The sequence below is a fragment of the Limibacter armeniacum genome, assembly GCF_036880985.1.
In the GTDB taxonomy this organism is placed as follows: domain Bacteria; phylum Bacteroidota; class Bacteroidia; order Cytophagales; family Flammeovirgaceae; genus Limibacter; species Limibacter armeniacum.
In genome coordinates this window covers 1699652-1722865 of the sequence record NZ_JBAJNO010000008.1, presented here as the reverse complement: position 1 = coordinate 1722865, position 23214 = coordinate 1699652, and the positions used below count along the sequence as shown (strand labels likewise).

The 23214-nt window shown below is 38.5% G+C and carries 22 protein-coding genes; 7 read left to right on the top strand and 15 right to left on the bottom strand.

The window, feature by feature from the left end:
* Positions 1-63 precede the first annotated feature (63 nt).
* Positions 64-960, bottom strand: a complete 897-nt coding sequence (locus tag V6R21_RS13150; protein ID WP_334244080.1) for a DUF5675 family protein — start codon at positions 958-960, stop codon at positions 64-66.
* A gap of 350 nt (positions 961-1310) precedes the next feature.
* Between V6R21_RS13150 and V6R21_RS13145 the strand changes: the two genes are divergently transcribed.
* Positions 1311-2102, top strand: a complete 792-nt coding sequence (locus V6R21_RS13145; protein ID WP_334244079.1) for a coiled-coil domain-containing protein — start codon at positions 1311-1313, stop codon at positions 2100-2102.
* Between the two features lie 45 nt (positions 2103-2147).
* Entirely contained in the window at positions 2148-2912 is a 765-nt protein-coding gene (locus V6R21_RS13140; protein ID WP_334244078.1) for a DUF3592 domain-containing protein, read from the top strand.
* 63 nt (positions 2913-2975) lie between these two features.
* Here V6R21_RS13140 and V6R21_RS13135 read toward each other — a convergent pair whose 3' ends face one another.
* From V6R21_RS13135 to V6R21_RS13120, 4 genes are all read right to left on the bottom strand, one after another.
* Positions 2976-4355, bottom strand: coding sequence for an HTTM domain-containing protein (locus V6R21_RS13135; RefSeq protein WP_334244077.1), 1380 nt, complete (start codon positions 4353-4355; stop codon positions 2976-2978).
* 148 nt (positions 4356-4503) lie between these two features.
* Complete coding sequence (locus tag V6R21_RS13130; protein ID WP_334244076.1) at positions 4504-6435, bottom strand: ABC-F family ATP-binding cassette domain-containing protein; 1932 nt, start codon at positions 6433-6435, stop codon at positions 4504-4506.
* A 118-nt stretch (positions 6436-6553) separates the two neighbouring features.
* On the bottom strand, positions 6554-7162 hold the full coding sequence (locus tag V6R21_RS13125) for a fumarylacetoacetate hydrolase family protein (protein WP_334244075.1): 609 nt from the start codon (positions 7160-7162) through the stop codon (positions 6554-6556).
* A gap of 148 nt (positions 7163-7310) precedes the next feature.
* Positions 7311-7847 (bottom strand): DinB family protein, encoded by a 537-nt coding sequence (locus V6R21_RS13120; RefSeq protein WP_334244074.1) that lies wholly within the window; start codon positions 7845-7847, stop codon positions 7311-7313.
* 253 nt (positions 7848-8100) lie between these two features.
* Between V6R21_RS13120 and V6R21_RS13115 the strand changes: the two genes are divergently transcribed.
* The 3 genes from V6R21_RS13115 to V6R21_RS13105 are packed head-to-tail and all read left to right on the top strand — an operon-like array spanning position 8101 to position 9739.
* Positions 8101-8739, top strand: a complete 639-nt coding sequence (locus tag V6R21_RS13115) for a carboxypeptidase-like regulatory domain-containing protein (protein WP_334244073.1) — start codon at positions 8101-8103, stop codon at positions 8737-8739.
* Positions 8736-9029, top strand: coding sequence for a helix-turn-helix domain-containing protein (locus tag V6R21_RS13110; protein WP_334242229.1), 294 nt, complete (start codon positions 8736-8738; stop codon positions 9027-9029). The genes V6R21_RS13115 and V6R21_RS13110 overlap by 4 nt, the downstream gene beginning before the upstream one ends.
* 17 nt (positions 9030-9046) lie before the next feature.
* Positions 9047-9739 (top strand): IS630 family transposase, encoded by a 693-nt coding sequence (locus tag V6R21_RS13105; protein WP_334242230.1) that lies wholly within the window; start codon positions 9047-9049, stop codon positions 9737-9739.
* A 388-nt stretch (positions 9740-10127) separates the two neighbouring features.
* Here the strand turns inward: V6R21_RS13105 and V6R21_RS13100 are convergent, their stop codons facing one another.
* From V6R21_RS13100 to V6R21_RS13070, 7 genes are all read right to left on the bottom strand, one after another.
* Positions 10128-10604: a hypothetical protein gene (locus V6R21_RS13100; RefSeq protein WP_334244072.1), complete on the bottom strand. Its 477-nt coding sequence runs from the start codon at positions 10602-10604 to the stop codon at positions 10128-10130.
* 123 nt (positions 10605-10727) lie between these two features.
* Positions 10728-11207 carry a hypothetical protein gene (locus V6R21_RS13095; RefSeq protein WP_334244071.1) on the bottom strand — a complete coding sequence of 160 codons (480 nt, stop codon included), beginning with the start codon at positions 11205-11207 and terminating at the stop codon, positions 10728-10730.
* A gap of 372 nt (positions 11208-11579) precedes the next feature.
* On the bottom strand, positions 11580-12218 hold the full coding sequence (locus V6R21_RS13090) for a flotillin-like FloA family protein (protein ID WP_334244070.1): 639 nt from the start codon (positions 12216-12218) through the stop codon (positions 11580-11582).
* A gap of 141 nt (positions 12219-12359) precedes the next feature.
* On the bottom strand, positions 12360-12800 hold the full coding sequence (locus tag V6R21_RS13085) for a hypothetical protein (protein WP_334244069.1): 441 nt from the start codon (positions 12798-12800) through the stop codon (positions 12360-12362).
* Between the two features lie 428 nt (positions 12801-13228).
* On the bottom strand, positions 13229-13930 hold the full coding sequence (locus tag V6R21_RS13080) for a helix-turn-helix domain-containing protein (RefSeq protein ID WP_334244068.1): 702 nt from the start codon (positions 13928-13930) through the stop codon (positions 13229-13231).
* A gap of 795 nt (positions 13931-14725) precedes the next feature.
* The gene (locus V6R21_RS13075; protein ID WP_334244067.1) at positions 14726-15280 is read right to left on the bottom strand and encodes a metal-dependent hydrolase; all 555 of its coding nucleotides are present in this window, start codon (positions 15278-15280) and stop codon (positions 14726-14728) included.
* A gap of 141 nt (positions 15281-15421) precedes the next feature.
* On the bottom strand, positions 15422-15889 hold the full coding sequence (locus V6R21_RS13070) for a hypothetical protein (protein ID WP_334244066.1): 468 nt from the start codon (positions 15887-15889) through the stop codon (positions 15422-15424).
* Positions 15890-16173: 284 nt separating this feature from the next.
* Here V6R21_RS13070 and V6R21_RS13065 point away from each other — a divergent pair, with 284 nt between their 5' ends.
* Positions 16174-16722: a thioesterase family protein gene (locus tag V6R21_RS13065; RefSeq protein WP_334244065.1), complete on the top strand. Its 549-nt coding sequence runs from the start codon at positions 16174-16176 to the stop codon at positions 16720-16722.
* 39 nt (positions 16723-16761) lie between these two features.
* Here V6R21_RS13065 and V6R21_RS13060 read toward each other — a convergent pair whose 3' ends face one another.
* From V6R21_RS13060 to V6R21_RS13050, 3 genes are all read right to left on the bottom strand, one after another.
* Positions 16762-18132, bottom strand: a complete 1371-nt coding sequence (locus V6R21_RS13060; RefSeq protein ID WP_334244064.1) for a coiled-coil domain-containing protein — start codon at positions 18130-18132, stop codon at positions 16762-16764.
* A gap of 129 nt (positions 18133-18261) precedes the next feature.
* Positions 18262-19866 (bottom strand): hypothetical protein, encoded by a 1605-nt coding sequence (locus V6R21_RS13055; protein WP_334244063.1) that lies wholly within the window; start codon positions 19864-19866, stop codon positions 18262-18264.
* 46 nt (positions 19867-19912) lie between these two features.
* Positions 19913-20905, bottom strand: coding sequence for a tetratricopeptide repeat protein (locus V6R21_RS13050; protein ID WP_334244062.1), 993 nt, complete (start codon positions 20903-20905; stop codon positions 19913-19915).
* Between the two features lie 384 nt (positions 20906-21289).
* Between V6R21_RS13050 and V6R21_RS13045 the strand changes: the two genes are divergently transcribed.
* A complete protein-coding gene (locus V6R21_RS13045) occupies positions 21290-23131 on the top strand; it encodes a fasciclin domain-containing protein (RefSeq protein WP_334244061.1) in 1842 nt (613 codons plus the stop codon).
* The last annotated feature ends 83 nt before the right edge of the window (positions 23132-23214 follow it).

Below are 23214 nucleotides of genomic sequence, written 5' to 3'. Positions count from 1 at the left end.
GATGTTATTGATCATATAAATATTTCTTTCTGTTATTTCATTCCCCCAATGCTTGCAATCGTATCACTTAGAGAGGTATTCCCCATATACATACCCCTCTACTGATAAGGCGGTCACTTCAAGCCACTCATCCTGCTCCTTCAACACTTCCAAAAGTGTACCCTTTTCAAGTGCATTAATTGCCTGTGATGATACTTCAGGTAATGTTCTTACATTTAACCTACCGCTTTCAGTATTTACAACAGCTTCTTTTCCATCTTTCTTGACAAAATTACCATGTACCCATCCTCTAACAGTAGGCGCAAAAACCTTCGCCCACTCACCCTTCATCTCAAGGATTTGAACAAAGGTCCCGTTTGCAAGTCCAGACGCAAGTACTTTTGGAGCTGACTTCTCTGGAGCGGACCTAAAGTTCAATATAGTTTTCACATTCACTACTGCTCTGTCATTAGGCTGAAACGGTGCTGTTTCCAAATCCAGTTCGATTGTTGTTACAGTAATTTCAGACTCCGGCTCTCCTATCACATCCAAAGTAAGTTCTTTGTCACCGACAATCTCTATAAGCTTGTTTATGGTATTTCGAGAATTAACAAGGTCTAAAACCCCATCCTTCTTAATCCCCTTACTTTTGACTTCTAAGTCAGCGTAACCTGTTCCGAGTAATATGCAGCCTCTTGTATCAGTAAAAAAGTTACCTGAATGTATCAGGATTCCTGACCTTCCTTTTACTTCGCTTCCATCCAGCTCCTGAATATGATATGCCCTGCCTGCATAATTTCCGAAATCCCTGAAAACAGCCTTATAACTTCCAGTCGGGATACAAGAGATACTGTTTTGATTGTCTTTCCATGGAAGCTCCAGTGTCTTGCATTCCATAACCAATTCTTCCCCATCAAAAAGTTGGAACTCGCCTAATGTCTGAAGGTTTGAATGTTCGTTTCTACGTAGTATTGCTTTCATTTTTGAGTTACTTAATGCCTTTTAAAACTAATTGATAGCAGTTGGGCACAATTAAAAAATATTATTTTAACAAAAATGCGATTTTATCTAAAATTATCAGGATTTGGCATTATTGATGTAAATAATAAATTGTCATAATCAATTATTTACATGGCACAACAACAAGGAAACCCAAAACTGAGAACGCAAAATATCTAATACATTATATTGATTCATTAGTAATTCCATATGAATCATACACGAGAAGGAATTAAGGCTAATCCAACATATCCTAAGCGCAATTTGCTTACTGACACTAACCTATCGCCATACACATGGCAGAAACCAAAATCTTAACATAAACCCTGTCAATGAAGAATAATCTACACTACCAAATGCTGTTGAACAATTTGAAAAGTCTCGCAAAACCATCCACATTAGTTTTAGGACTTATGGCTGCATTTTACTTGGGCACTTTGAAGAGTAATGACATTGAGCTACTTACTGAATTACTCAAGAATGAAAAAACAAAACTTGAAGCTGAGAATGCAGGACAACAGGACATGATTAAAAGTCAAGAGTTCAAAATACGGTCGCTTGAAAAAGAAATCACCCGTTTGGAAACACTCCTTAAAACTCCTCCTCAAGCCTTTTCAGAATTTCAACAGACGCAAGATCACGTCAATGAGTTGCTTGAATTGCACAAACAAGCTGTCATCATGAATGACAGTCGGGAACAATTTGTCACAGCTATATCTCAAAACAATCATTACAACAGACAGATTATACAGGAACTTAGGTCTCTGAATAAACTGACAATACAGTTTCAAGACGATATGGAACTACTTAAGGCGAAGATAAACCATCAGGACAAGGTACTTCAGGCTACTCAAAAAGATATTGAGCATATTAAAAACCAAAATCATTACTTATCCCCAAAACCGAACAGCGACCTTAATTTCCCAGATTTCAAAACAGACGTACTGGAAGGAAAAATGCCTGACACAACCATCTCTTGGTTGTGGTATCCAAAGCTGTTCAAATTAATTTCTACGTTTAGTATAGCTATTACATGTATACTTTGCATAATTGCATTTACGTTTATTTATTTGAACAGATCCAATACCTTTTTCCACAAAAAAAGTCAGGATCCATATTCATAACTTACAGACCCTTTTGTTAAGGGAAATAGCTAAAAACCAAGAAATATGAAAATCACTTTTTTGGAGATGTTAGGCATCTTCTTTAAAGACTACAGACACTCCTACGGTATTGCACCAATTATAGTAGGCATTGTCATAGTCTCCATGCTTTGGGATGAATCTGATGCTCATCACTTCCAATTACTTCTCAATCAAAATAGTGTATGTCAAGGTGAAGTTGTCTCGGTAGAAGATGTATCTTTTAATAACGAAGAAGGGGAATTTATCAACCAAAAGCACTATGATTTTCAATATAAGGTAGCTGAGAAAACTTATACTAAAGAAACTATTCTTGAAGATCGGGACTATAGCAAAGGACAAACCATTGAGGTAGAATACCTCACTAAAGATCCTTCAATTGCCACCATTGCCAACGAAAAACATGTACATGTCAATATGAGTACGATTCTTTTTGCTGCGATGCTGATACTATTGGGATTCGGTATTATACTCTGGTTACTCAAGGAAGCAATTCAAAAAATAAGCATTATACATAATGGAAAGCTGGGAACGGGTAAGCTGGTATCATCTGAAATTTCTTATGAGTCAAACCACCATACAACTCACGAGCTAAAATTCAGATATGAGGTAGAGGGTAAAGACTATATCTGTAAAATAAAGACCCGAGAACCTGAGGTCTTGGAAGATGAAGAATTTGAATGGTTGATTTACGATCAGCACCATCCTGCCAGAAGTGTACTGGTGGATACTTTACCTCCAACCATTAGAAAAAGGTTTGAAGCTGAGGCTCAAACTTTCCCTACAAATTAACTGATGAGTTACTAAATAAACTATCCAAAATTCGGGTCTCTACTTTTTAAGTAGAGACCTTTTTTATTTGATCGGCATTGTCAATGGCTTGACCCAGTCATAATGATGCAAGCCTCGCTCCTGCTCAGTCAGTACCACATTTCTGTCGAGCATAATTTGTGAATCCCTACCATTGAGACTGACTTTACAATAAGCTGATACAGACACCTCTTGCCATCCCTTCTTTACATATTCATCCCTTATAAAGTGTGCAAACTCCAACAGCATATCGGGTTTGCCAATCATCCTGCCATACTGCTTCCGATTTAGGTACTTTGTTGGGCTTACTTTTTCCTCTTTACCAGTTACGCCATCTTTAACGAAGAAGAAAGCCCTGCCAGATTTGGAACGCAACATCATATGCCATGAAAAATTATGTCCCTCATCAAACCAACTGGTATTCCCCTCATACCAAAACTGCCTAAAAGGCATTGCCAATTGAATGATCAGATAACTGATAACGATTGGGTAAACCATTCTATTAGCTGAATCAAATTGGAAAGCAGCCGTTCCTTTTGCAGGCAAATGCTTGTTGAGCCACTTCCAATTCCTGAAAGAGTCTGCAGGGAAGAAAAGTAAAGTGGCAGCAGCCGAAAACCAAGGGAAAGTTCCGATCCCGAAAGTCAGGGCATTGGTAGCATGAAAAAAGCAAGCTATCCAAAATGTTGCTTTCCTTGTCTTTTTCCATAACATAAATGGTACTACAAATAAGTCAAAAAACAAACCTCCATAAGCCACCAAATATGGATACCACTCTTTTACCAACAGCCATCCTAACACTGGGTGATCCCCTTTGGAAGCAAACCAAATCTTCAATGGCTGGGCATATAACCAATCACTATTAAGCTTGGCGATTCCTGCAAAAAAATAGACTACTGCAATCTGAAAAGCCAGAATATAAACTGTCCAAGCTGGAACTTCAGACACTTCTTTTACCTTACCTCGCTTAACGTCATAAGAAAATGCCCTATTGGCCGGAAGTAAGCTCAACAGAAAAACCATTAAGCAGTACAGGTAGATATGGTTTATATAAAGTGCTTTTTCCATCAAGAAAATACTGGTCGCACTCAGGCACAGCAGTAAGGTGGCTATACGATAATAAGCACCAAAAACTACCATCACCCCCAATACTACATTCAGACAGAAATGCAGGTACATCATCCATGGCTCAGACCAAGGCTTTATCCATGGAAATAGCATATAGGAAAAGTGAAATCCGGGATGCAGCAGGTTTTTAATATAGCTGGTAAACATCCCACCTGTAAGTTCTATGGTCATCAGAGCTCCACCTACTATGCGGAAATATACCAATGGAGCAATGTCAATGGGGTGTTTTAGCCATGCAAAAAATTGCTGAAAAACAGATGGCTTTTCCAATGCTGGAGGGGTTGGAATCTGGTTCATCGTACAAGTAACAGTTCGTAGTTGGGTTAATTTCCTTGAATTAATTCAAGTTTGATTGTTTTTACTGAAAATACAAAATAAAAACCCTTGGCAGATCAAATAAAATCTCCCAAGGGCCATAAAATATTGGTAAGTACCTTACTGAGTACTAATTGCTATCTTGTTCTTCTAATTCTTCCAGTTCCAACATCAGGTTTTCCCAGTCCTCATTGGCTGTCTCCAAATCTGACTTGGTCTGCTCATAAGTTGCATTCAGCTCTTGCAGCTTTTTAGAATCACTGAAAATTTCAGGGTTGGCAAGTTCGCCTTCCAACGCTTCCTTCTTCTCTTCCAGTTCCATGACCAACTCTTCGGCTTTTTCAAGCTTCTTCTTGGTTTGGTTCACCTTCTTTTGCCACTCCTTACGCTCGCTGTCTGATCGCTGTTTCTTCTCCTTCTTTGGCTTGGACGATTGTGTACTGTCTGTTCCCTGCTGTTCAGCTTCACGTTGCTCCATAAAGTAACAGAACTCCTCATAGTTACCTGGAAACTCCTTCACTTCCTGATTTTCCACATACCAAATCTTGTTGGCGATATGGGAAATAAAGTGACGGTCGTGAGAAACCACAATATAAGTACCTTCATACTGCTGCAATGCCTGAATCAGTACATTGACAGACTGGATATCCAAGTGGTTGGTAGGTTCGTCAAGCATCAGGAAGTTGGCTTCCGAGATCAACGTTTTTGCCAATGCCACTCTAGATTTCTCACCACCAGAAAGCACCTTGATCTTTTTGTTCACTTCCTCTCCGGAGAAAAGGAATGCACCCAAAATTGTTCTCAACTCCAGCTCTGTCTTTTCCGATCCTGCCTGCTTAAGCTCATCCAGAATCTCATTGTCCAATGTCAGAGACTCCAGCTGGTGCTGTGCATAAAAAGTGGTGATCACGTTGTGACCTTTCTTGGTTTCCCCTTCCTGTATAGGTTCTGAGCCATCAATGACACGAAGCATTGTAGACTTACCCTTACCGTTGGCACCGATAAAAGCAATCTTGTCTCCCCTTTCGATATGCAGTGAAGAGTCACGGAAGATTACATTTTCACCATATGCCTTGGTTACGTTTTTCATTTCCGAAACAATCTTGCCTGACTGCTGCTTAAAGGTAAAACGCAGGTTCATCTCAGGGTTTTCCTCATGGACGGCATCCACCATATCCATTTTCTCAAGCATCTTCACCTTTGACTGTACCTGTCTCGCCTTGGTAGACTTGGCACGGAAACGGTTGATAAACTGCTCGGTCTGCTTGATCTTCTGCTGCTGGTTTTCGAAAGCATTTCGCTGCACTTCCATGCGCTGCTCACGCTCCTGCAAATAGAAGGTATAATTTCCGCTGTATTGGATCAGCTTACCGCCTGCAACTTCCACAATTGAGTTGACAGCACGATCCAAAAACTCCCTATCGTGAGAAACAATCAGTACTGCTCCTTCATAATTGGAAATATATTGCTCCAACCACTGGATTGACGGCAAGTCAAGGTGGTTGGTAGGTTCGTCAAGCATCAGGACCGATGGCTTTTGCAAAAGCAATTTTGCCAGCATCACACGCATACGCCAACCACCAGAGAAGTTTCTGAGTGGTCGCTCCAGATCAGCTGTCGAAAAGCCCAATCCTTCCAGAATAGCTTCCGCCTTTGCTTTGGCAGTATAACCGTCCATTGCTTCAAAGCGTTCCTGCTTCTTGGCCAGCTCCCCAACCAACTCATCACGGTAGTTGGTTTCCATTTCTTTCAGGATTTGATCAATATCTTCCTGAAGCGTGATAATATCTCCGAATGCTTCCATGGTCACTTCCAAGATACTCTGTCCTGTCTCATAAGACAGCATATCCTGATTCAGGAAACCAATCGTACAATCGTTTGGCTTGCTGATAGTGCCACCGTCAGGCTGAAGCTGACCGTAAATCAATTTTAGAAGCGTAGTCTTTCCGGCTCCGTTAAAACCAATAACCCCAATCCTGTTTTTGGGCTTGATATGCAGTGACGCCTCATCATACATGGTGCGACTGCCGAAGTGGAAAGATAGGTTTTGTATTGTAAGCATTGTATAGATTCTAGAGTCAAGAACCTAGAGCCTAGAATCTAGAGAGAAGAAGCTAGAGAAAAGACAATACATAATCTATTTTCTAGTTTCTAGCATCTAGCTTCTATATTCCAGTTTCTTATTTAATTTCAAAATCAAGCATTTTTCTCTCACCGATAAAGCCTTCCAGCCTGTCTCCTACCTTGATTTCACCAACACCTTTTGGCGTACCGGTAAAGATAATATCACCTTTTCTTAATGTGATAAACTGAGAGATGTAGCAAATAATTTCATCGAAGTTCCAAAGCATCATGCTTGTATTGCCTTTCTGTCTTTCTTCCCCGTTAATGTTCAGGCTGAAATCCAGATTGGACATATCAAACTCTTCTTTAGAAACAAACTCTGAGATTGGTGCAGAACCGTTGAAGCCTTTTGCCAATGCCCAAGGCAATCCCTTGTCTTTTGCCTTAGCCTGCAAGTCACGGGCAGTGAAGTCAATACCCAAACCGATCTCATCATAGTAGCGGCTTGCAAACTTAGGGTTGACATATTTTCCTTCCTTACAAATCTTGATCAGAACTTCCACCTCATGGTGAATTTCCTTTGTGAAATCAGGATAGTAGAATGGTGTGTTGTTTTTCAGGATAGCCGTATCAGGTTTTGTGAAAATTACAGGCTCGTCCGGTCTTTCGTTATTCAGTTCAGCTATATGTTCAGCGTAGTTTCTGCCAATCGCAATAATCTTCATGTGCTTTTATTTCTTCGTTTTTAAGGTTACAAATATAAGAAGTTCCAAGACAAAAGATAAGCTGGTATACATTGAGCTTCACCACAGCAAATAAAATGCTGTTAATAAAGTCTAGTATCCAGCTTCTCTATTCTAAAGCCTTATGAAATTACCACCCCACATAACGAGGAGGCTTAATCCCTTTCAATCTCAACATCAACGTCAATCTCCCACGGTGGTGTGTCACATGATTTCGCATCAGGTGGAAAATCCCTTCCTTATTCATGTTCACGCCTTCAGCAAAGAAATCCACTTTATCGCTCATTGCACTTTCAGGGGTATTTTCCCAAACTGTAGTCACGAAATCAAAGCTTGTGTTCAAAGCCTCGATCACCTCCGCTTTTGACATATGGTCAAACCCTTCTGAGACATGACTGATAGCACACTCCTTCTCTCCAGTTACATATGCTTGCAAAAAGACAAAGTTCATTGCCATATGCTGTAGCTCTTCTCTGAAGGTCATAATCCCTTCAGCCGCTCTGAAATCATAATCAGACTCCGGCATTGCTTCTGCTACCGCCAAGGTATAAGCCTTTGACCTTTCCCACTTTTCTGCAAAAGACTGGTGAAAAGCTGAAGCTTCCTGCGCTTGTACATTAATCATAGTGATAAAAAACAGACACGCAATCATTGAAAAAAATTTCATTTGCTAAGTTAGTTCTGGTAAAACAATATCTGAATGTTGAAACATCCTTCTTGCGGCGAATTTAGGACGAGAGAAAGGAATTATCAAAACAGCGATGGTCAGATTATTTTAATGAAGTGCTCGCCAAGGTGGTTATTCTACTCTATCTTAGACAGAAATTCCTGTAATACTCTTAAAAAGCTATTACAGCTAGCAAGCGTTAAATAAACTTCATTTTTTTAAAAATTGATTTAGGCTACAGCAATATATATCAATGATAAAGGCTACTACCAAACTCCTATTTTTTCTTGCTCTCTCATTGTCATACAGCAAGGCAATTGGTCAGAATATTTTTTCAGGTCTAGTTTTAGATGCGAAAAGTCACGCACCTATCCCATTTGCTGAAATAGGTGTTCTTGGCTCAACAAATGGCACTACCAGTAATCCAAAGGGCTGGTTTTCTTTAAAAATGAATCCTACTGATACTGTTATCATATCACATATTGGATACAAAGAATATATCTTGCCAAATCCAATAACAGAAAAGTCAAATGAAATCGAAATACACTTACAGGAAATCACATTGAACCTCAATGAAGTCACCGTAAATAGCAAACAATCAATGTACAGTGACAAAATTGAGAATAATGAAAAAAAGTCTATACTAACTGGTGGTTCAAATCAGTACGCCATGTACCTTCCAAACAAAAGAAAAGCTTCAGGCTTTATTGAGGTGGTTTACTTTGATGTAAATCCAGAACCCAAAAAGTATGGTAGGTGGGAATCACTGGTTCGAATTAGAGTGTATTACAACCAAAACGACAAATCAGGGGAAGATTTACTTGTTCACCCAATCAATATCAGATTAAGCAGAGGAACAATTGAAAACGGAAGTTTTGTTGTGATATCATGAAACCACAACTGACTCTGACACCAGAAGATCGCAGCAAGCTCGAAAAGCTGTATAAGTACGATACCTCCTCACGGGTACGCCTCCGTTCTCATGCAGTCCTGCTTTACGCCCAAGGCTTTAACTTTACACAGTTAACTGAGATCTTGCAAGTGAATAAAATCGAAACGGTTAGCCGTTGGATTCAGCATTGGCAACAGCACGGCTTTTCAGGTCTGTATGATAGCAAGCCACAGCAGCATCCCCGCAAAAGTTTCAAGGCGTCAGAGGAAAAAAAATCATTGATTTCCTAAAGGATGGCGTACAGCGCTTGTCAAGAGTTCAAACCTACATCAAGGAGCATTGTCAAAAGTGGGTGAAAGTCTCAACGCTACGACGTTGGATGAAGAAATGGGGTTACCGATGGAAAAGAAGCCGCAAAAGCTTGCTGCATAAACGGAATCAGGAAGACTTTGAAAAAGCCCACCAATGGCTGAATACACTTAAGAAAAAGGAGGAGCAGGGAAGAATCGATCTTTATTTCTTTGATGAAATGGGCGTCAACCTTATCCCAAGTGTGCCTTATGCATGGCAACTAAAAGGTAAAAGGATATTGCTTCCTTCCGTGCCAAGTGCAAATCTGACCGTACTCGGGTTTATGAGTAGAACACAATCATTCAAGTCTTTTCTCTTTCAAGGGGCTGCCAACTCTGAAATAGTTATTGAGTGCTTTGATCGCTTTGCCAGTGACATAATTCGTCCAACCATTGTCGTGTTAGACAATGCACCTACACATCGAAGTCATAGATTCAAGGAACAAATCGAAAAATGGAGGGATAAAGGACTTATACTCTTCTTTATCCCTCCTTATTCTCCTGAGCTTAATTTGATTGAAAGACTCTGGAAAGAAATAAAATATACATGGTTGCCTAAGTATGCTTATACCTCTAAACAAGACCTAGAAAAACAGATAATCTATATCCTTGAAAACATAGGAGAGAAATTCTCCATTTCATTTCAATAGTTGCTTAAGTAAAGGAGCCAGAAAAATCAAATATGACCTTTCAGAATATAATATTGAATTCCCTGAGAATGGCTGTTTTATTGGTATCGATTTAATTGGCTACTATAATGAAAATGGAGATTATCTGCCTTATACTCCAACCAATACTCCTTTAGACACCAAAATTGAAGCCCGCAAAAAACATAACAGTGAGTTTGTATCTTATTCCAAGTTTTTTGGAACGAATTGGATAATTCAAAAGACATATAATAATGGAAAACTTGAGCCTATTCAATCAAAATTTGGAGCAAAAGTTTCCTATTTCAAGGAAGATTAGTTTATCATTCCAATAAAAAAAGGAATGCCTTTCAATACCATTCCTTCATATAGCTTAAAAAACTAATTGGATTTATGATAATCTATAAGCCTTTTCAGCTAAGTCAATATCCCAAAATGATTTACCTAAAACTGCCCCTATTTGGTTAAATGTAGCTCCGCTTTCATCTGTTCCTGCTTCTGAAGGCAATGGTTCCCCCAATTCGTTTTCCTTTTCACCTTCATGTGCCATAAATTCCCTAACTAACAGCTCTCCTTCATAATAAGAAAACAAAAATGTCATGGTAACTTCTGACATGGCAAAAGTAAAAACGTTAATCCCATTAGTTATAGAAGTACCTTCCAAACAATTTTCATGATTCATAAACAGAATTGTTCCCATCTCGCAGAAGTAGGCATCGCATATTCCCTCCTCCTTCCAATTACTACTTGCTACTTCAAAAGTTATTTCTTCTGCTTTTGAAAAATCAAGACCCATATCCTCATTTAACTGATTCAGGTTATCCTTGTAGTTCTTGTTGATTACTACACCTGCGATATTAAAACCCATAAAAATTAGTTTATAGTTGACAATACTTTAACTAACCTTTTTTAAGGCCGTCTGATAATACTGAAGAAAGGCAAACATTTATTTACTGTTTATGATTAGCATTTGGGTCACAATTCAACTCCTTCAGGAGGCGTCATCATCAGGTATTAAAACCAATTGCCTATTCTTTAATTCATCTAATAGTTTAGATAATGTTTCAATAGTAAATCCATCCTTCGCCTGCTTCAGAATAAATTTTTGACCTTGCTTTATTCCAAATTCTATCTTAAATGACTCTTTATCAGTTTTCACTTTGATTCTTGATTCATCGAATGAAAAACTACATTCATCCTTACCAAAAATCAACCGATAATAGACTAATTTAATTCTTTTCAAGTCATCATTGATCACCACTTCTTCTATCCTATCATGTCTTAGATATGGAAAACTTATCAAAAAAATTGATGCTGCAAACAATCTTCCAAGGTTAAATGGTTCTTCGAGATATACATGACGGTAAATGGCTATTCCTGCAGCACATAATAAAACTCGACTACCCCACTGCTTGAGTAGATACATCCAATAACCTTGTCTTGAAAAAGTAGTAGCCTTAAAACTGATCATACGTCTAAAAAAATAACACTCAATATCCTGAATATAAACCAACTAAAAGTTAACACAATTGGCATAGAGCCACCTATAACTATATACTTATCGGATGGCTCTGAAAACTTCCCCCTATTCAAAAAGCCTCTTATCAATGCTGTAATGCTCAGAATAAATGAAATAAGCATTGCAGTAAGAAAAAATGAAAAGTTAAATGCAAAATTATGAGGAGCATAACCTTTGACATAACCAAACAAAACATCTCTGTATTGACTAAGCAGCATTACCACTACAAATAAACATCACACAACTGACAATTGCCATTAATTTTATAGCATACTGACTTTTAATTTTTTGATATAAGACCATAAAATAAAAATTACTACACCCCTAATAAACAAACACCCGTTGCTCTATCAGGTTTAAACAAAGTATATCATCCCAATATGATTTGGTTAAGACATTGGATAGAATAAATTCTTTAGTCCGTTGCTTATCTTGAAAATCCCATTGCCAAGAAGACTGCTCTAATTTTTGTATTATTTCATTTTCAATCACATCAAGTTGAACCTTATATTCCAAATCATAAAGTTTAGCCATAAATTTCACTGAATAGTTAACCTGTACCCTCCCAACTTTGTGCCCTATAATTTTTAATTCATATTCAGGAATTCCGTTTTCTGCTATTTCCAACACGTTCTTTCCCATTAGGTCAAATACCGTGAGTATTGTAAAATTGACTACTGGGTGGTTTCGATACTTCAAAAAAGCAATTACTACCATTTCAGGATTTCCCCCAGCATATAAATGTGTTTCAAGCTCAGTCAACTTGATATCCAGCCCCTCATTTTGAACCACTGCTAATGCCTTAAAAAGTTTTTCATAATTTATCTTCCTAAAAGCTCTTAGTAATGCTTCATAAATTGTAAATTTTGCACCATACCTTCTAGCTTTCAACATAAAAGCAATTGTAGGAAGAAAGAGCATTAATAAAAATAATGCTGGAATTAATAATATAACTGTATTCATAATAGTTCAAAAAACTTACTACTACCCTATAACATTTCCTTTTTTTAGCTTTGACTGTGCCATTTTGTTAATATGCTTTCCAAAATCACACCCGATAATTTCATTCAAAATAATTAGATTATCTGTATTTTGAACAACCAATTAAATTATAAATTTTTCATTGAATTGCTGACAGTGTGCTAAACATTTTTCAAAAAGCTCATATGTCATATTTTGTGATAAGACTTGCCTCTTAATTCTCTCCCTGCCTATTACTTTTTCAGTCCATTCTCTAAAATTTGAAAATTCAGCGCATAAATAGTCAAACTGGTTATCTGCTAGCGAATCGAATGTAAGCAAGACTTTTACTGCTGTACCCGCCATCGCCTGATCAGAATCCTCTTTTGTCAGTTCAATAAATCTTTCAGCCTCTTCATCCGTCAAAAATTCTTTAGGTTTCAGCCAATTAACCAATGCTTGGTACCTGTAATACTCAGGGTTTTGATCTTCTCCTTTGCGTAATGCATCCAATTGATATTCAATAGTTTCCTTTTCAATAATTCCGTATTGAATCCATTTTTCTGTATATCCTAAATGCCTCATTTATATTTTATTACAATTGTAGAGTAGTTTCTGAAAGATGCCTAAGAACGAAAAACTATAACTACTCCGCCACGCTCAGCATAAATACACTCAGCTACTAATGTTTAGCTTTTAAATTAGCATTCATCAAATTCTTTTGATGTTCCCTGAGCGAAGCCGAAGGGATTATTTATTGTGACTTCGGCTTCGCTCAATCACCGTCATTCGCTGTAAAGTGTTAATCGTGGCAAAGTCTATTATTTAGCTATCTAATTTTCCATTTACTTTCGTGTATTGCCACCACCCAATTCCAAATTGCAACAGACTGTCTTATTTGTCTTAAATGTTTCTCTAAAAAAATAGATCTCCAGTTAGCTTTAATTTTGTCACAAAAAAAAAGACCTTATAGGTCTATCGAATCTTCAACTTAAGAATATGTTTCTCCTTTTCTAGGCTGCTGAAATTCCATCAACCAATATCTTGGCTGACTCAAGCTCAACATCATATAATTTCACATTCCTCTCCGAGTTTTTTATACAAGTAAGCAGCTTGTAATATCTCACTTGTTTTTCTCCATAATATTGGAATGCCTGCAAAAAATACCGGTAGTCCATCCAGAATTTTTGGTGTACCCGTCCTCCGAATGGGTGCAATAACCTTTTACGATAAAACCTTTTGATCACCGAAATCTTGTTTAGCGAATTTCTTTGTTGTATCCCATCAGGATTAAATCGAAGCGTTTTGCTTCTCAGTTCACGATAACCTCTCGTATCAGTCCTGAGAACTCGCAATTCCACTCTGAATCGGGCCAAACAAAGTCTTTGCTTGAGTTTTGTAGCAGCCAGAAATATCAGGAAGGGATTATGATATTGTCTTACCTTCTTCTGCTTGACCAGTTTTGGGTATTTATGCTTGAGGTGTATTCCTTTTATTGTATCCCGCTGCTGCTGATTGGCAATATACCTTCTCAATTCTTTTTTATGCTCTGCTTTTTTGGCTACATAATTCCCATCTTCAGACTGATTACGTGTGATCTCCCTGCTAATGGTAGCACGGCTTACACAAAGCTGTCTAGCAATTTCCGATTGAGAAATTCCTTCGGCTAGCAATGCTTCAATTTTTTGGCGTTGAGAATATTTCAGGTGAGCCATTTTTATTGGGATGGTCTATAGACTTGGAAAGTGTGCTTTAAACCCTCAACGACAAAAAATCAAGACCTGTATATATCATAAAGTTGCGATCAGAATTGCCAAATGTAAGTTGTGCTTTTAATTTGGGAGAAACTGGGATTACGACACGAAATTATAATTTCCGAATAGAACCGAACATTCAAGCAACGTGAATTATGGATTATACCGCCCTTTCAGGGCTAAAATTATCATTTGTATGACGAAGAACTAAAGTCCATCGCTGATATATTTTATCCCTTCAGGACTTTTGCCCTGAAAGGGCGAAATAGTAACGACTTAATCCATAACTCACTTTATACCAAACCAATACCACCTGACTCCAATGGTTTAAGAATGAGAAAAAACAATGGAGATAAGCAAGTATTGAATTGGAATAGAGATTTCCTACTCTAATCCTTTCTCATATTATGAGGTACTAAATGATGTTATCCTGTTCAACCCTTTCAGGGTTATGATATATTGATTGCTGTAAAATCCAGATTGCCATCTGGAGCTAATATGGTTTGTTTCCTTCGGAAACGGTGTTTTCTATATGAAAAATAATCCCGAAGGGATTGAACAATAGTAGCCTTAGGCGTAAGCCTACGGTATAAGTAAATTACATTTATCCAACTCCAAAGGAGTTGAACCTATAAACCATCGATGAGTTTAAAACTTCCGACTTCAATTATACCTCTGCTTAATAGTCCAAAACAAATAATATCACAGCTGTACTCAATTTCATTTGTTTGGTTTTTTGTTTTGAATCAAACAAAATCATGCTTTCAGCTTTTGTGAAGTATTGTTTCGTTTTAGAATTGCCATCAGAAATATATAAGTCAAACAAGGTATTCCTATCCAAATTAGCTCACTCAGAATCACTTTCACTCCCCACTCGCTAAAAAAATTCTCTACGCCAATTGGTGACACCTTTATTGGTCTCCACGGAAAGAAATATCGGGTATTGTCCCACGGTGAGAAAAAAGCAACTCCCAAACCACCAGTCGTCATGGCGTCCAAAATACTGTGGGATGCTGTACATAAAGAGAAGTAAAGGATGTATCCTATTGACTGCCAGTTTTTCAACTTTTTCCTATAAAAAATAACCGTCACCAAAATACCTAGAAGGAGTGCGAAAAGGAATGAATGTGAAAAACCTCTGTGTCCCCAAAAACTTTCGTATGGAATGCCAAATTTGAATGTGATTACATCTGCATCAGGAATGATGGCACAGATTGCCCCTAAAAACCAAAATTTCCATGTGATCATTTTTTTGGGATACCCCTTCCCAATTGCAATTGCAGTCAATGCATGTCCGAATGCTGAAGCCATCTGTTCTTTTCGTTAGTTTATCATAAAAAATTTAGGATTTAAATATAGTTGAATCCGTTTCTAAAATGAACCCCTATAGAAATAAAAAAAGGCATTCCGATTTCGGGAACACCTTTTCAATATTTATAATCTAAGTAGCTCTTAATACACATCCAGTATCTCAAATGTTTTGTCCCTGAACTGAAATTTCTCCCCTTTTCTTCTTCCCTGAAGCACTTCATAAATCGGGGCAGATTTTGCTATTGGAATAAACTTTACGCCATCTATTTTCAGTGGCTCAAATGCAAAACACACAAAGAAGTTCCCATTGTTGGTATGCACCACATTCCCGAATGCTACTGAGTCTTCTAGCTTCACCTGCTTTTGGTTGAGCTTATTGATAGCATTACCCAGACTCTCCATCTGTTTTTCATAAATTGACATCTTTTCGGCATTTTCTTCTGCCTGTACATCCCAAAACCCTCCTTCATCATAGGATGCTTGTTCATCTACCTGATCTGCGGCTTCCTGAAAATTTCTTTTGAACTGCCCCTCAAAATTCTCTTTTAACAGGTTTACTTCTTCGTGCAGCTTATCGATGATTCTCTGTTTTGTCTCTAATTTATCCATCACACCTTATTTTATCCTGATAATCGTTGCTATTTGTTTGGGTCTCTGTTTCAAAACACCACACGCAAATGTTTGAACTTGTCTCTTTTAGAGAACAAACAGATTATCTGCTAAAAAAATCCCATAACGTTAAAATGTCTCTTTCAGAAACTAATTTCCCCTATCTATTTTTTTATAAAATGAATAGTTCTTTTCGGAATATATTACGCTTAAGCACACTACTATACAATTGATTATTTATATTCGGATCATCTAAATATTGTGATCATTCACTCATTTATTGTATGAACCTTTACCTTAGGCTTTTTACTTTTATTTTACGCATACCTTTCCTGAAGAAAACTGAGGGACTAAGCGTATGGAAAACATCGTTTTACGCTTTACCTTCAGACTGTGATTTCAACTTTCATGTAACCAATTCCAGGTATTTCAGTTTTGCTGATCTTGGACGGTTTTATGCAGTTGCGCATATGGGATTGATTGTAAAGCTTTTCAAAAATAGGTGGGCTCCTGTAGTCAATGCACAAGAAATTGTTTTTATAAGACCCATTTTACCTCTCAAAAAATTCTGGGTAGAGACAGAAATACTTTGCTGGGACAACAAATACTGCTACCTAGAGCAGCGCTATGTAAATAAGGATGGCAAACCTTATGCGATTGCCATGTTTCGGGCTACTTACCTGTATAAAAATAAGGTGGTTCCTTTTGATGAGGTGGTCTCTCTCTCAGGACAAGGTCTTGTATCTCCTGAAGAGCCTACCAAAATCACGACATGGAAATCCATGCTGAACAACAAAAAGCAGGAAAATACTGCTGGAGCTGTCAGTGTATAACCTAACGTGCATTGATAAACGAAAACATTGAAAGCAATTCTACTGACTGACAATCAATCCTTCTGCATCCAGTAGAATTCCTTTTCTGTTACAATACTCTCGCCATGCTGTTTCAGGTGTTGTCAACGTCCAATATTGAGAACTGATATAGCACTCGACCTTGGCTGTCAGGGTTTCGTTTTTTCTTTCCAGTTTTTGACCTTTTTTTTGCAAGTCCTTAAGTTTTGTACTTAAGGACAGACTTTCTTTCCAAAGCCTTTTATTCTCCTGTTCTACAGCAAGCAATTCTTTTTCTTTCTGGAGCTTCAGTTTTAAAAGCTGTTGATACTCATGCTGTAGTTTTGCTACTGATTTCTGCATATTTGACGTTTCCTTATTCAGGTTTTTCTCCGTCTGTAACAACAACTTTTCATTCGTTTCTTTCTCCGAAAGCATTTCACGAGAAGCTGTCAACTCTTCCTTTATCCCTTCTACTTCCTGTTCTTTCAAGTCCAAAAGCTTTTGTGTTTCTGCTATTTGATCTTCGGCTTTTTCCAGTTGTTGCTTTAATTTCTCTACAGCTGATTTTGAAATTGATTGCTGCTCTTCCAAGCGCTTATTCTCCTGTTCTAGTTGCTTGATTTCTTTATGTACTTCTACATCATTTTCTGAGGAAACCTTTTTCAGGTTCTGAATTTCTTCCATCACAGGTTCCAAGGTTTTGGATTGGATATCTAGCTGTCCAACAAGTACAAGTTTTTCATTTCTTAAAGCTTCGGCTTCTTCCTCTAACTGCTTTCGATCTTCAGAAAGCATCAATACGGTTTGCCTTAAATGTTGTAACTGGGACATAGCATCGACCTCATGGTTGTCAAAACCTGTCCAAAGTCGCCCAATGACAACTCCCAGCAGTAATGCCCCAATGGTAATTAATACTTGATATTTTGTTTGGAAGAATTTAGGTAGGTTTTTGACATTATCATGATCAGACAGAGAACTGACCACCGGTGTCTCCTTTTCTTGCGTTGGTAGACTGAAGATGGGTAAAGGTGCATGCGGACCAAAAATACTTACTTCACCTGTATGTCCATCCGATTCCGATTGCCAAATTGCAGCACGTTTCTTTTCGTTCTTCATTTCCAACAATTCAGCCATCCGCTCAAAAAGTTGCAGACAATCCTGAATATTGTCAGAAAGGTTTTCGTCATTTCTGAGCCTTAACTGGTTATGCATTACCGTTTCGACAAGCCACCTCCCTTTACTCTCGACCAAAAAATCCCTGACGACTTTCCTTACTTCCTCTGAAGTGAGCAGATCATAGCCAGTAACTTCTATTCCTCGGTCAGTTTTTAGCAGGAATGCATATTTGCTGTAGAACTTGTGCGTGAATTTTACGGCTGTAAAACTGCCTTCGTTTACACACTTGTACATAAATTACGGTTGGGTTAATTGCAGTAAATTTCTTGGTTCGATTGCCTGAGTAGTACGTCAGCCTTTTATCAGAAAGAATATAGCCAATATCCACTACTTTTCTGACAGAAATCCCCCAACCGTCTTATATTATTCTTTTCTCAGTAATGCCTCCTTATTGACTTCCTGAATGACTTCATCAATTCCCATCAACATCGTACCTGTTCCATTCATGATGTGCTGGATCAGCTCCTGAATTTTAGGTCCTGCAAACCTATCTTCATCCCTTTCAAAAGCATCTTCCGTCAGCCATTCCTCCTCATTGTCAAAAGGCAATGGTTTTTCTTTACCCAACAGGGTCACCCTATAAAGGTCTTTTTCGCCATAACCGCCATTCCTTACCGAAGAGTAGTAACCATGTCTGCCGTTGTATTCCAATACAAAATACACGTCATCGTCCGGTGTATTCAGTGGCATCCCCATATTGATAGGCTTTCCCCAACTGCCATCCTCTTTTCTTTCACAACGGAAAATATCGTACCCTCCGATTGAGTCATGGCCTCTCGAACTGAAATAAAGGTACTGCCCATCAGCAGTTACAAATACACCCTCTTCGTCATATTCGGAATTGATATGTTCCCCAATATTGTCTGGATACTTCCACTTGCCGTTTTCTTTGGTAACAATAAAGATATCCAACCCGCCAACAGACTCACCTGGACGATCACTAACCAAGTAAAGTGTATCTCCCCCATTATTGAAAGCGGCTGAAGTCTCCAGATAAGGTGAGTTAATCTTTGAAGACAGTTTCTTTGGCGTGGACCATCCGGTTTCACCAAAATGAGAAACAAAAAGATCCTCCTCCCTATAGAGAATCATATGCTCCCCGTTATCCGATAACGAAACTGTTGCGTTGTGCTGGTTGTCATCCGCCAATCCTTCTACAGGTTTTGGCTGTGACCATTTACCATTCTCCACCTTGGCACTGTAAATATGCTCTGTCAGGTGAGTCCTTACATCGGGGTTATCTGACCTGAACTCGTGCCTTCTTGAGGTAAAGAAAATCTGCTTTCCTGCCGCATCGATCATTAAGCCGTAATCCGAGAAACGGGAATTGATGGCAGGCCCAAGGTTCTTGATCAAGGTCCTGTTTTTCTTATCTGCATACCACTTTCCAGACTCACACTCCTTGATATATTTTGAGATTTTCCAATCACTTTTAAGTCCAACTTTCTTTTCAGCCTGATGGTAATATATCATTGCCGAATCCCATTGGTAATTCAAATGGTAAGCCCTGCCTAACAACAGGCTCAAGCTATCATTTACATTTGGGTTAAGCTCTACAGCCCTTCTCAGAAATGGAATTGCAGAGGTCTTATCTTCAGAAACTGACATCACCAAGCTTTTACCTACCTTGAAGTTTAGTTCTGCGTCATCTGAAAGAAAGTCATAAGCTCCTAAGTAATACTTTAGTGCTTCATCAGGCTGACTATATATGCGTTGCATATCATCACCCATATTGATCAGCAATCGGGCTTTATCTAGCAAGCTTTCGGCTGAATCCGTCACAAATACGGCCTTTTTCCTGTAAGCGTCCAAAAACTTGTTTTCTGAAAACTTCACCCCACAAGTATCACATTCAATCTGTGCCCAACTCACCGAAGGTGTTATCAACAGAAAGGCAATAAGAACAATTAGCCCTCTAAATCGAGGCTGTTGAATATTTATATATAAAAAGTTAGTATTAGAGCTCATCCAAAATGTTGGTTTCAGGTTATTATCATTGTGCAAGTAAAATGTATTAACGGCAAGCCTCCGTTATATAATCGGCTGCCTCATATGCTCCTAGCTCCTCAGCCAATCGCCAATCATTGCAAGCCCCTTCAGCATCCATCATCATTTCTTTGATCATGCCCCTAGCCAGATAAGCCTTCGCATAATAGGCATCAATCGCAATGGCTTTCTCCACATCCTTCATTGCCAAGTTGTATTGCTTCATCTGGAAATAGACCAATCCTCTGTTTAGGTAAGCTATTGGATAATCTGGATTTGTCTGAAGGCAGCTTGTAAAATCAACCAAAGCACCTTGATAGTTCTTCAATTCAAATCGAAGTAGTCCCCTGCTCACATAAGCCTTGGCATAATCAGGTAAGATTTCCAATGCCATATCAAAGTCTGTTAAAGCTTTCTCGTCCTGTTTTAGTTCATGGTAAGTAATTCCCCTGTTATGGTAAAAAACAGGCATTGATGGGTCTAATTTGATCGCAGAAGTAAAGTCATCCAAGGCTTGTTCTTTCATGCCCATTTTACGGAAAGTACTTCCCCTATCATTGTATGCTGCTGCCAACTCAGGCTCGAAAAGCAAGGTCTGACTAAAGTCACCCAATGCACGCTCGAAACGCTCCAGCCTGAAAGCAACCTTACCTCTTTCATAATAGGCTTCCGCATAATCTGCCTTTATCTTAATAGCTTCAGAAAAATCTATGAATGCTTTCTCGGATTGGTGTGTACGCTCAAAAAGTCTCCCTCTTAGGAATAAGGCTTCCAAATGCAGTGGTTTTACCTCCAAAGCTTTTGTCAGGTCAGCTATGGCGCCATCAATCACATTTCTGTGCATTTTGAATACTGCCCGATTGAAGAAGTCTGTCGCTGTTTCTGGATTGACCATAATCTTGCTGCCCACCTCATCTGTCAACATAGCATCACTACTTGATGAACCATTGACATCATCTTGCCCAAAAGAATAGAAACACGCAACAAACTGAAACAGTAGCAGTAAGCAAATAATTCTCATTGTATCGTTAATCAGTAAAAAAACTGTAAAGTTAATAGCTAAATAGTCATTGAGTAATTTTGAATCATCAACAGATTTCACCCAAATGTAAAGTCAGGTTATCTTATTTTAATTCCTTTACTACAAAGAAAGAGAAATCACCATTAAAATTCATTTAAGTATTGAATTTTTCTAACTGTAGATTTCACCATTCTTATCTCTAACGGAGAAAACCATTGAGCCTATATAATAATCCAAGACTCTTTACTATTTTCTGCATCTAAAATACAAACTCATCCTTCAAGAATAATCCATAACATTATTCTCACATTAACATTCTTATACCATACCAAAAAACCCCCGAATTCAGATCAATAATCTATACACATACTAACCCTTTCAACGATGAAAATACTCAGTTCAAAAACCTTATCATTTCTTATCATCTTGACAACGATATTGACAGGTTGTGGTGATGATGATGGCGGTGGAAATATTAACCCGAATGATGACCTTTTCGATATTATTCAATCACAAACAGGCACAACCGATTCCCTTGCCAGAGCCCTCCAAAATACCGGACTTGATGCTGCTGTCGGTACAATCAGTTCTGGAACTGTATTTGGCCCCAGCAATCAGGCATTTTCAGCATATATGACTGCTGAAAACATTAGTGACATTGCTGATATACCTGAAGATGTGCTCAGCAAGATACTTCGTTACCATGTTACGCCTTCTTCATTGCGAACAAATGACCTTAGTGATGGAGACAGGCTTGCCACCCTTGTTGTAGGAGATAGTTTATCTGTAAGTGTTTCAGGTGGAAATATTATGGTAGGCAACGGCACTGATCCAGCTGCATCCATTACAAGAGGAGATTTGGAAGCAACCAATGGGGTATTACATATTATTGATGAAATCATTCTTCCACCATCAGGTACTGCTCCATCTCCAACTATCTATGATTTCCTAGTCGACACTGATTCATTTTCAACACTCGTTACCGCCATTGACAAATACCCAGTTCTAGTTCAAACGCTAGACAATCCGTCACAGGACTTCACATTATTTGCTCCTGGCAATACTGCATTTGACCTGTTTTTTACTGATAGTGATTTTGAATCAATCGACGATATTCCATCCGAAACATTAGAAGCTTACTTAAGGCACCACCTCATAATCGGGAGTGTCGTTTCCACTTCATTAAGTGATGGAGACTTCTTGTTAACCAATAACAATACTCGTTTTCAAGTAACCGTAACTGAAGGTGGTGATATTTCCATTGGTGATGTCAATGTCATAGAAACCGATATCCCTGCCAATAATGGTTATATACATACTATTGATGGCATTCTAATTCCATCCAGCAGTAGTGCTGCTCAAATCGCTACAGACAATGGGCTTACAACCCTAGTAGCTGCCCTTGACTCGGCAGGTCTGTTAAGCACCCTTTCGGGATCAGGAGAATTTACGGTTTTGGCACCTACCAATGAGGCTTTTGATGCATATCTGGACGAAGTTGGCCTTACTGCTGAGGAATTACTTTCACCAGCGAATCGAGCCATACTTTCCAGAATTCTAAATTATCATGTTGTCAACTCGTTCCACCCGTCCAACTCCATTTCAGATGGTGACACCTTGATTACCCTCAATAACAATTTCATTACTTTCCAGACAGATGAATCTGACGCAATCAGTATCCTGAATGAAGGTGGTGTTGACAATGCTGTGCTTGATCCGGTTGACCTTCTGTCCACCAATGGGGTAGTTCATGTAATTGACCAAGTACTTGCACCAAATACCATTGCTGATCAACTGGTGGCAAATCCTGATTATTCAACATTTGTACAAGCACTTATTACTTCAGGAGTTCTAGGCACATTGCAAGATGACTCCCAAGCATTCACGGTTTTTGCACCAGACAACAATGCCTTTGACACATTCATCGCAATGGAAGGAGATGATATCAATTCCGTTGAAGACCTGCTTGCCCAAAGCAACCTAAGTCAAATAATGTTATACCATATTGGAGAAGGTAAGATGCTTTCATCAACCTTAACCTCCTCAAACATTCCTACATTGCTGACAAATACCACTACCAATGAAAGTGTTTCTATTTCAGTAACTGCAGGTGAACAAATTACCCTCAATAATACGGCTACTGTCATTTTTCCATTTGATCAAGAAGCTAACAATGGTGTTATCCATACTATTGACAATGTCCTGACACCTCCTGCTGAACAATAAACTGGTATATACCATTCATAAAAGAAAAGCCCTTCAACTGTAACAGTTGAAGGGTTTTCTAAATCAATTATTCAAATAAGCAG

What these genes read in the sequence shown, in the direction of transcription:
- V6R21_RS13085 (WP_334244069.1), bottom strand. Translation starts at nt 12,800, where the DNA reads ATGAGGCATTTAGGATATACAGAAAAATGGATTCAATACGGAATTATT.
- V6R21_RS13095 (WP_334244071.1), bottom strand. Translation starts at nt 11,207, where the DNA reads ATGATCAGTTTTAAGGCTACTACTTTTTCAAGACAAGGTTATTGGATG.
- V6R21_RS13150 (WP_334244080.1), bottom strand. Translation starts at nt 960, where the DNA reads ATGAAAGCAATACTACGTAGAAACGAACATTCAAACCTTCAGACATTA.
- V6R21_RS13135 (WP_334244077.1), bottom strand. Translation starts at nt 4,355, where the DNA reads ATGAACCAGATTCCAACCCCTCCAGCATTGGAAAAGCCATCTGTTTTT.
- V6R21_RS13080 (WP_334244068.1), bottom strand. Translation starts at nt 13,930, where the DNA reads ATGGCTCACCTGAAATATTCTCAACGCCAAAAAATTGAAGCATTGCTA.
- V6R21_RS13065 (WP_334244065.1), top strand. Translation starts at nt 16,174, where the DNA reads ATGAACCTTTACCTTAGGCTTTTTACTTTTATTTTACGCATACCTTTC.
- V6R21_RS13140 (WP_334244078.1), top strand. Translation starts at nt 2,148, where the DNA reads ATGAAAATCACTTTTTTGGAGATGTTAGGCATCTTCTTTAAAGACTAC.
- V6R21_RS13075 (WP_334244067.1), bottom strand. Translation starts at nt 15,280, where the DNA reads ATGGCTTCAGCATTCGGACATGCATTGACTGCAATTGCAATTGGGAAG.
- V6R21_RS13060 (WP_334244064.1), bottom strand. Translation starts at nt 18,132, where the DNA reads ATGTACAAGTGTGTAAACGAAGGCAGTTTTACAGCCGTAAAATTCACG.
- V6R21_RS13045 (WP_334244061.1), top strand. Translation starts at nt 21,290, where the DNA reads ATGAAAATACTCAGTTCAAAAACCTTATCATTTCTTATCATCTTGACA.
- V6R21_RS13120 (WP_334244074.1), bottom strand. Translation starts at nt 7,847, where the DNA reads ATGAAATTTTTTTCAATGATTGCGTGTCTGTTTTTTATCACTATGATT.
- V6R21_RS13070 (WP_334244066.1), bottom strand. Translation starts at nt 15,889, where the DNA reads ATGGATAAATTAGAGACAAAACAGAGAATCATCGATAAGCTGCACGAA.
- V6R21_RS13115 (WP_334244073.1), top strand. Translation starts at nt 8,101, where the DNA reads ATGATAAAGGCTACTACCAAACTCCTATTTTTTCTTGCTCTCTCATTG.
- V6R21_RS13055 (WP_334244063.1), bottom strand. Translation starts at nt 19,866, where the DNA reads ATGAGCTCTAATACTAACTTTTTATATATAAATATTCAACAGCCTCGA.
- V6R21_RS13110 (WP_334242229.1), top strand. Translation starts at nt 8,736, where the DNA reads ATGAAACCACAACTGACTCTGACACCAGAAGATCGCAGCAAGCTCGAA.
- V6R21_RS13090 (WP_334244070.1), bottom strand. Translation starts at nt 12,218, where the DNA reads ATGAATACAGTTATATTATTAATTCCAGCATTATTTTTATTAATGCTC.
- V6R21_RS13050 (WP_334244062.1), bottom strand. Translation starts at nt 20,905, where the DNA reads ATGAGAATTATTTGCTTACTGCTACTGTTTCAGTTTGTTGCGTGTTTC.
- V6R21_RS13145 (WP_334244079.1), top strand. Translation starts at nt 1,311, where the DNA reads ATGAAGAATAATCTACACTACCAAATGCTGTTGAACAATTTGAAAAGT.
- V6R21_RS13100 (WP_334244072.1), bottom strand. Translation starts at nt 10,604, where the DNA reads ATGGGTTTTAATATCGCAGGTGTAGTAATCAACAAGAACTACAAGGAT.
- V6R21_RS13130 (WP_334244076.1), bottom strand. Translation starts at nt 6,435, where the DNA reads ATGCTTACAATACAAAACCTATCTTTCCACTTCGGCAGTCGCACCATG.
- V6R21_RS13125 (WP_334244075.1), bottom strand. Translation starts at nt 7,162, where the DNA reads ATGAAGATTATTGCGATTGGCAGAAACTACGCTGAACATATAGCTGAA.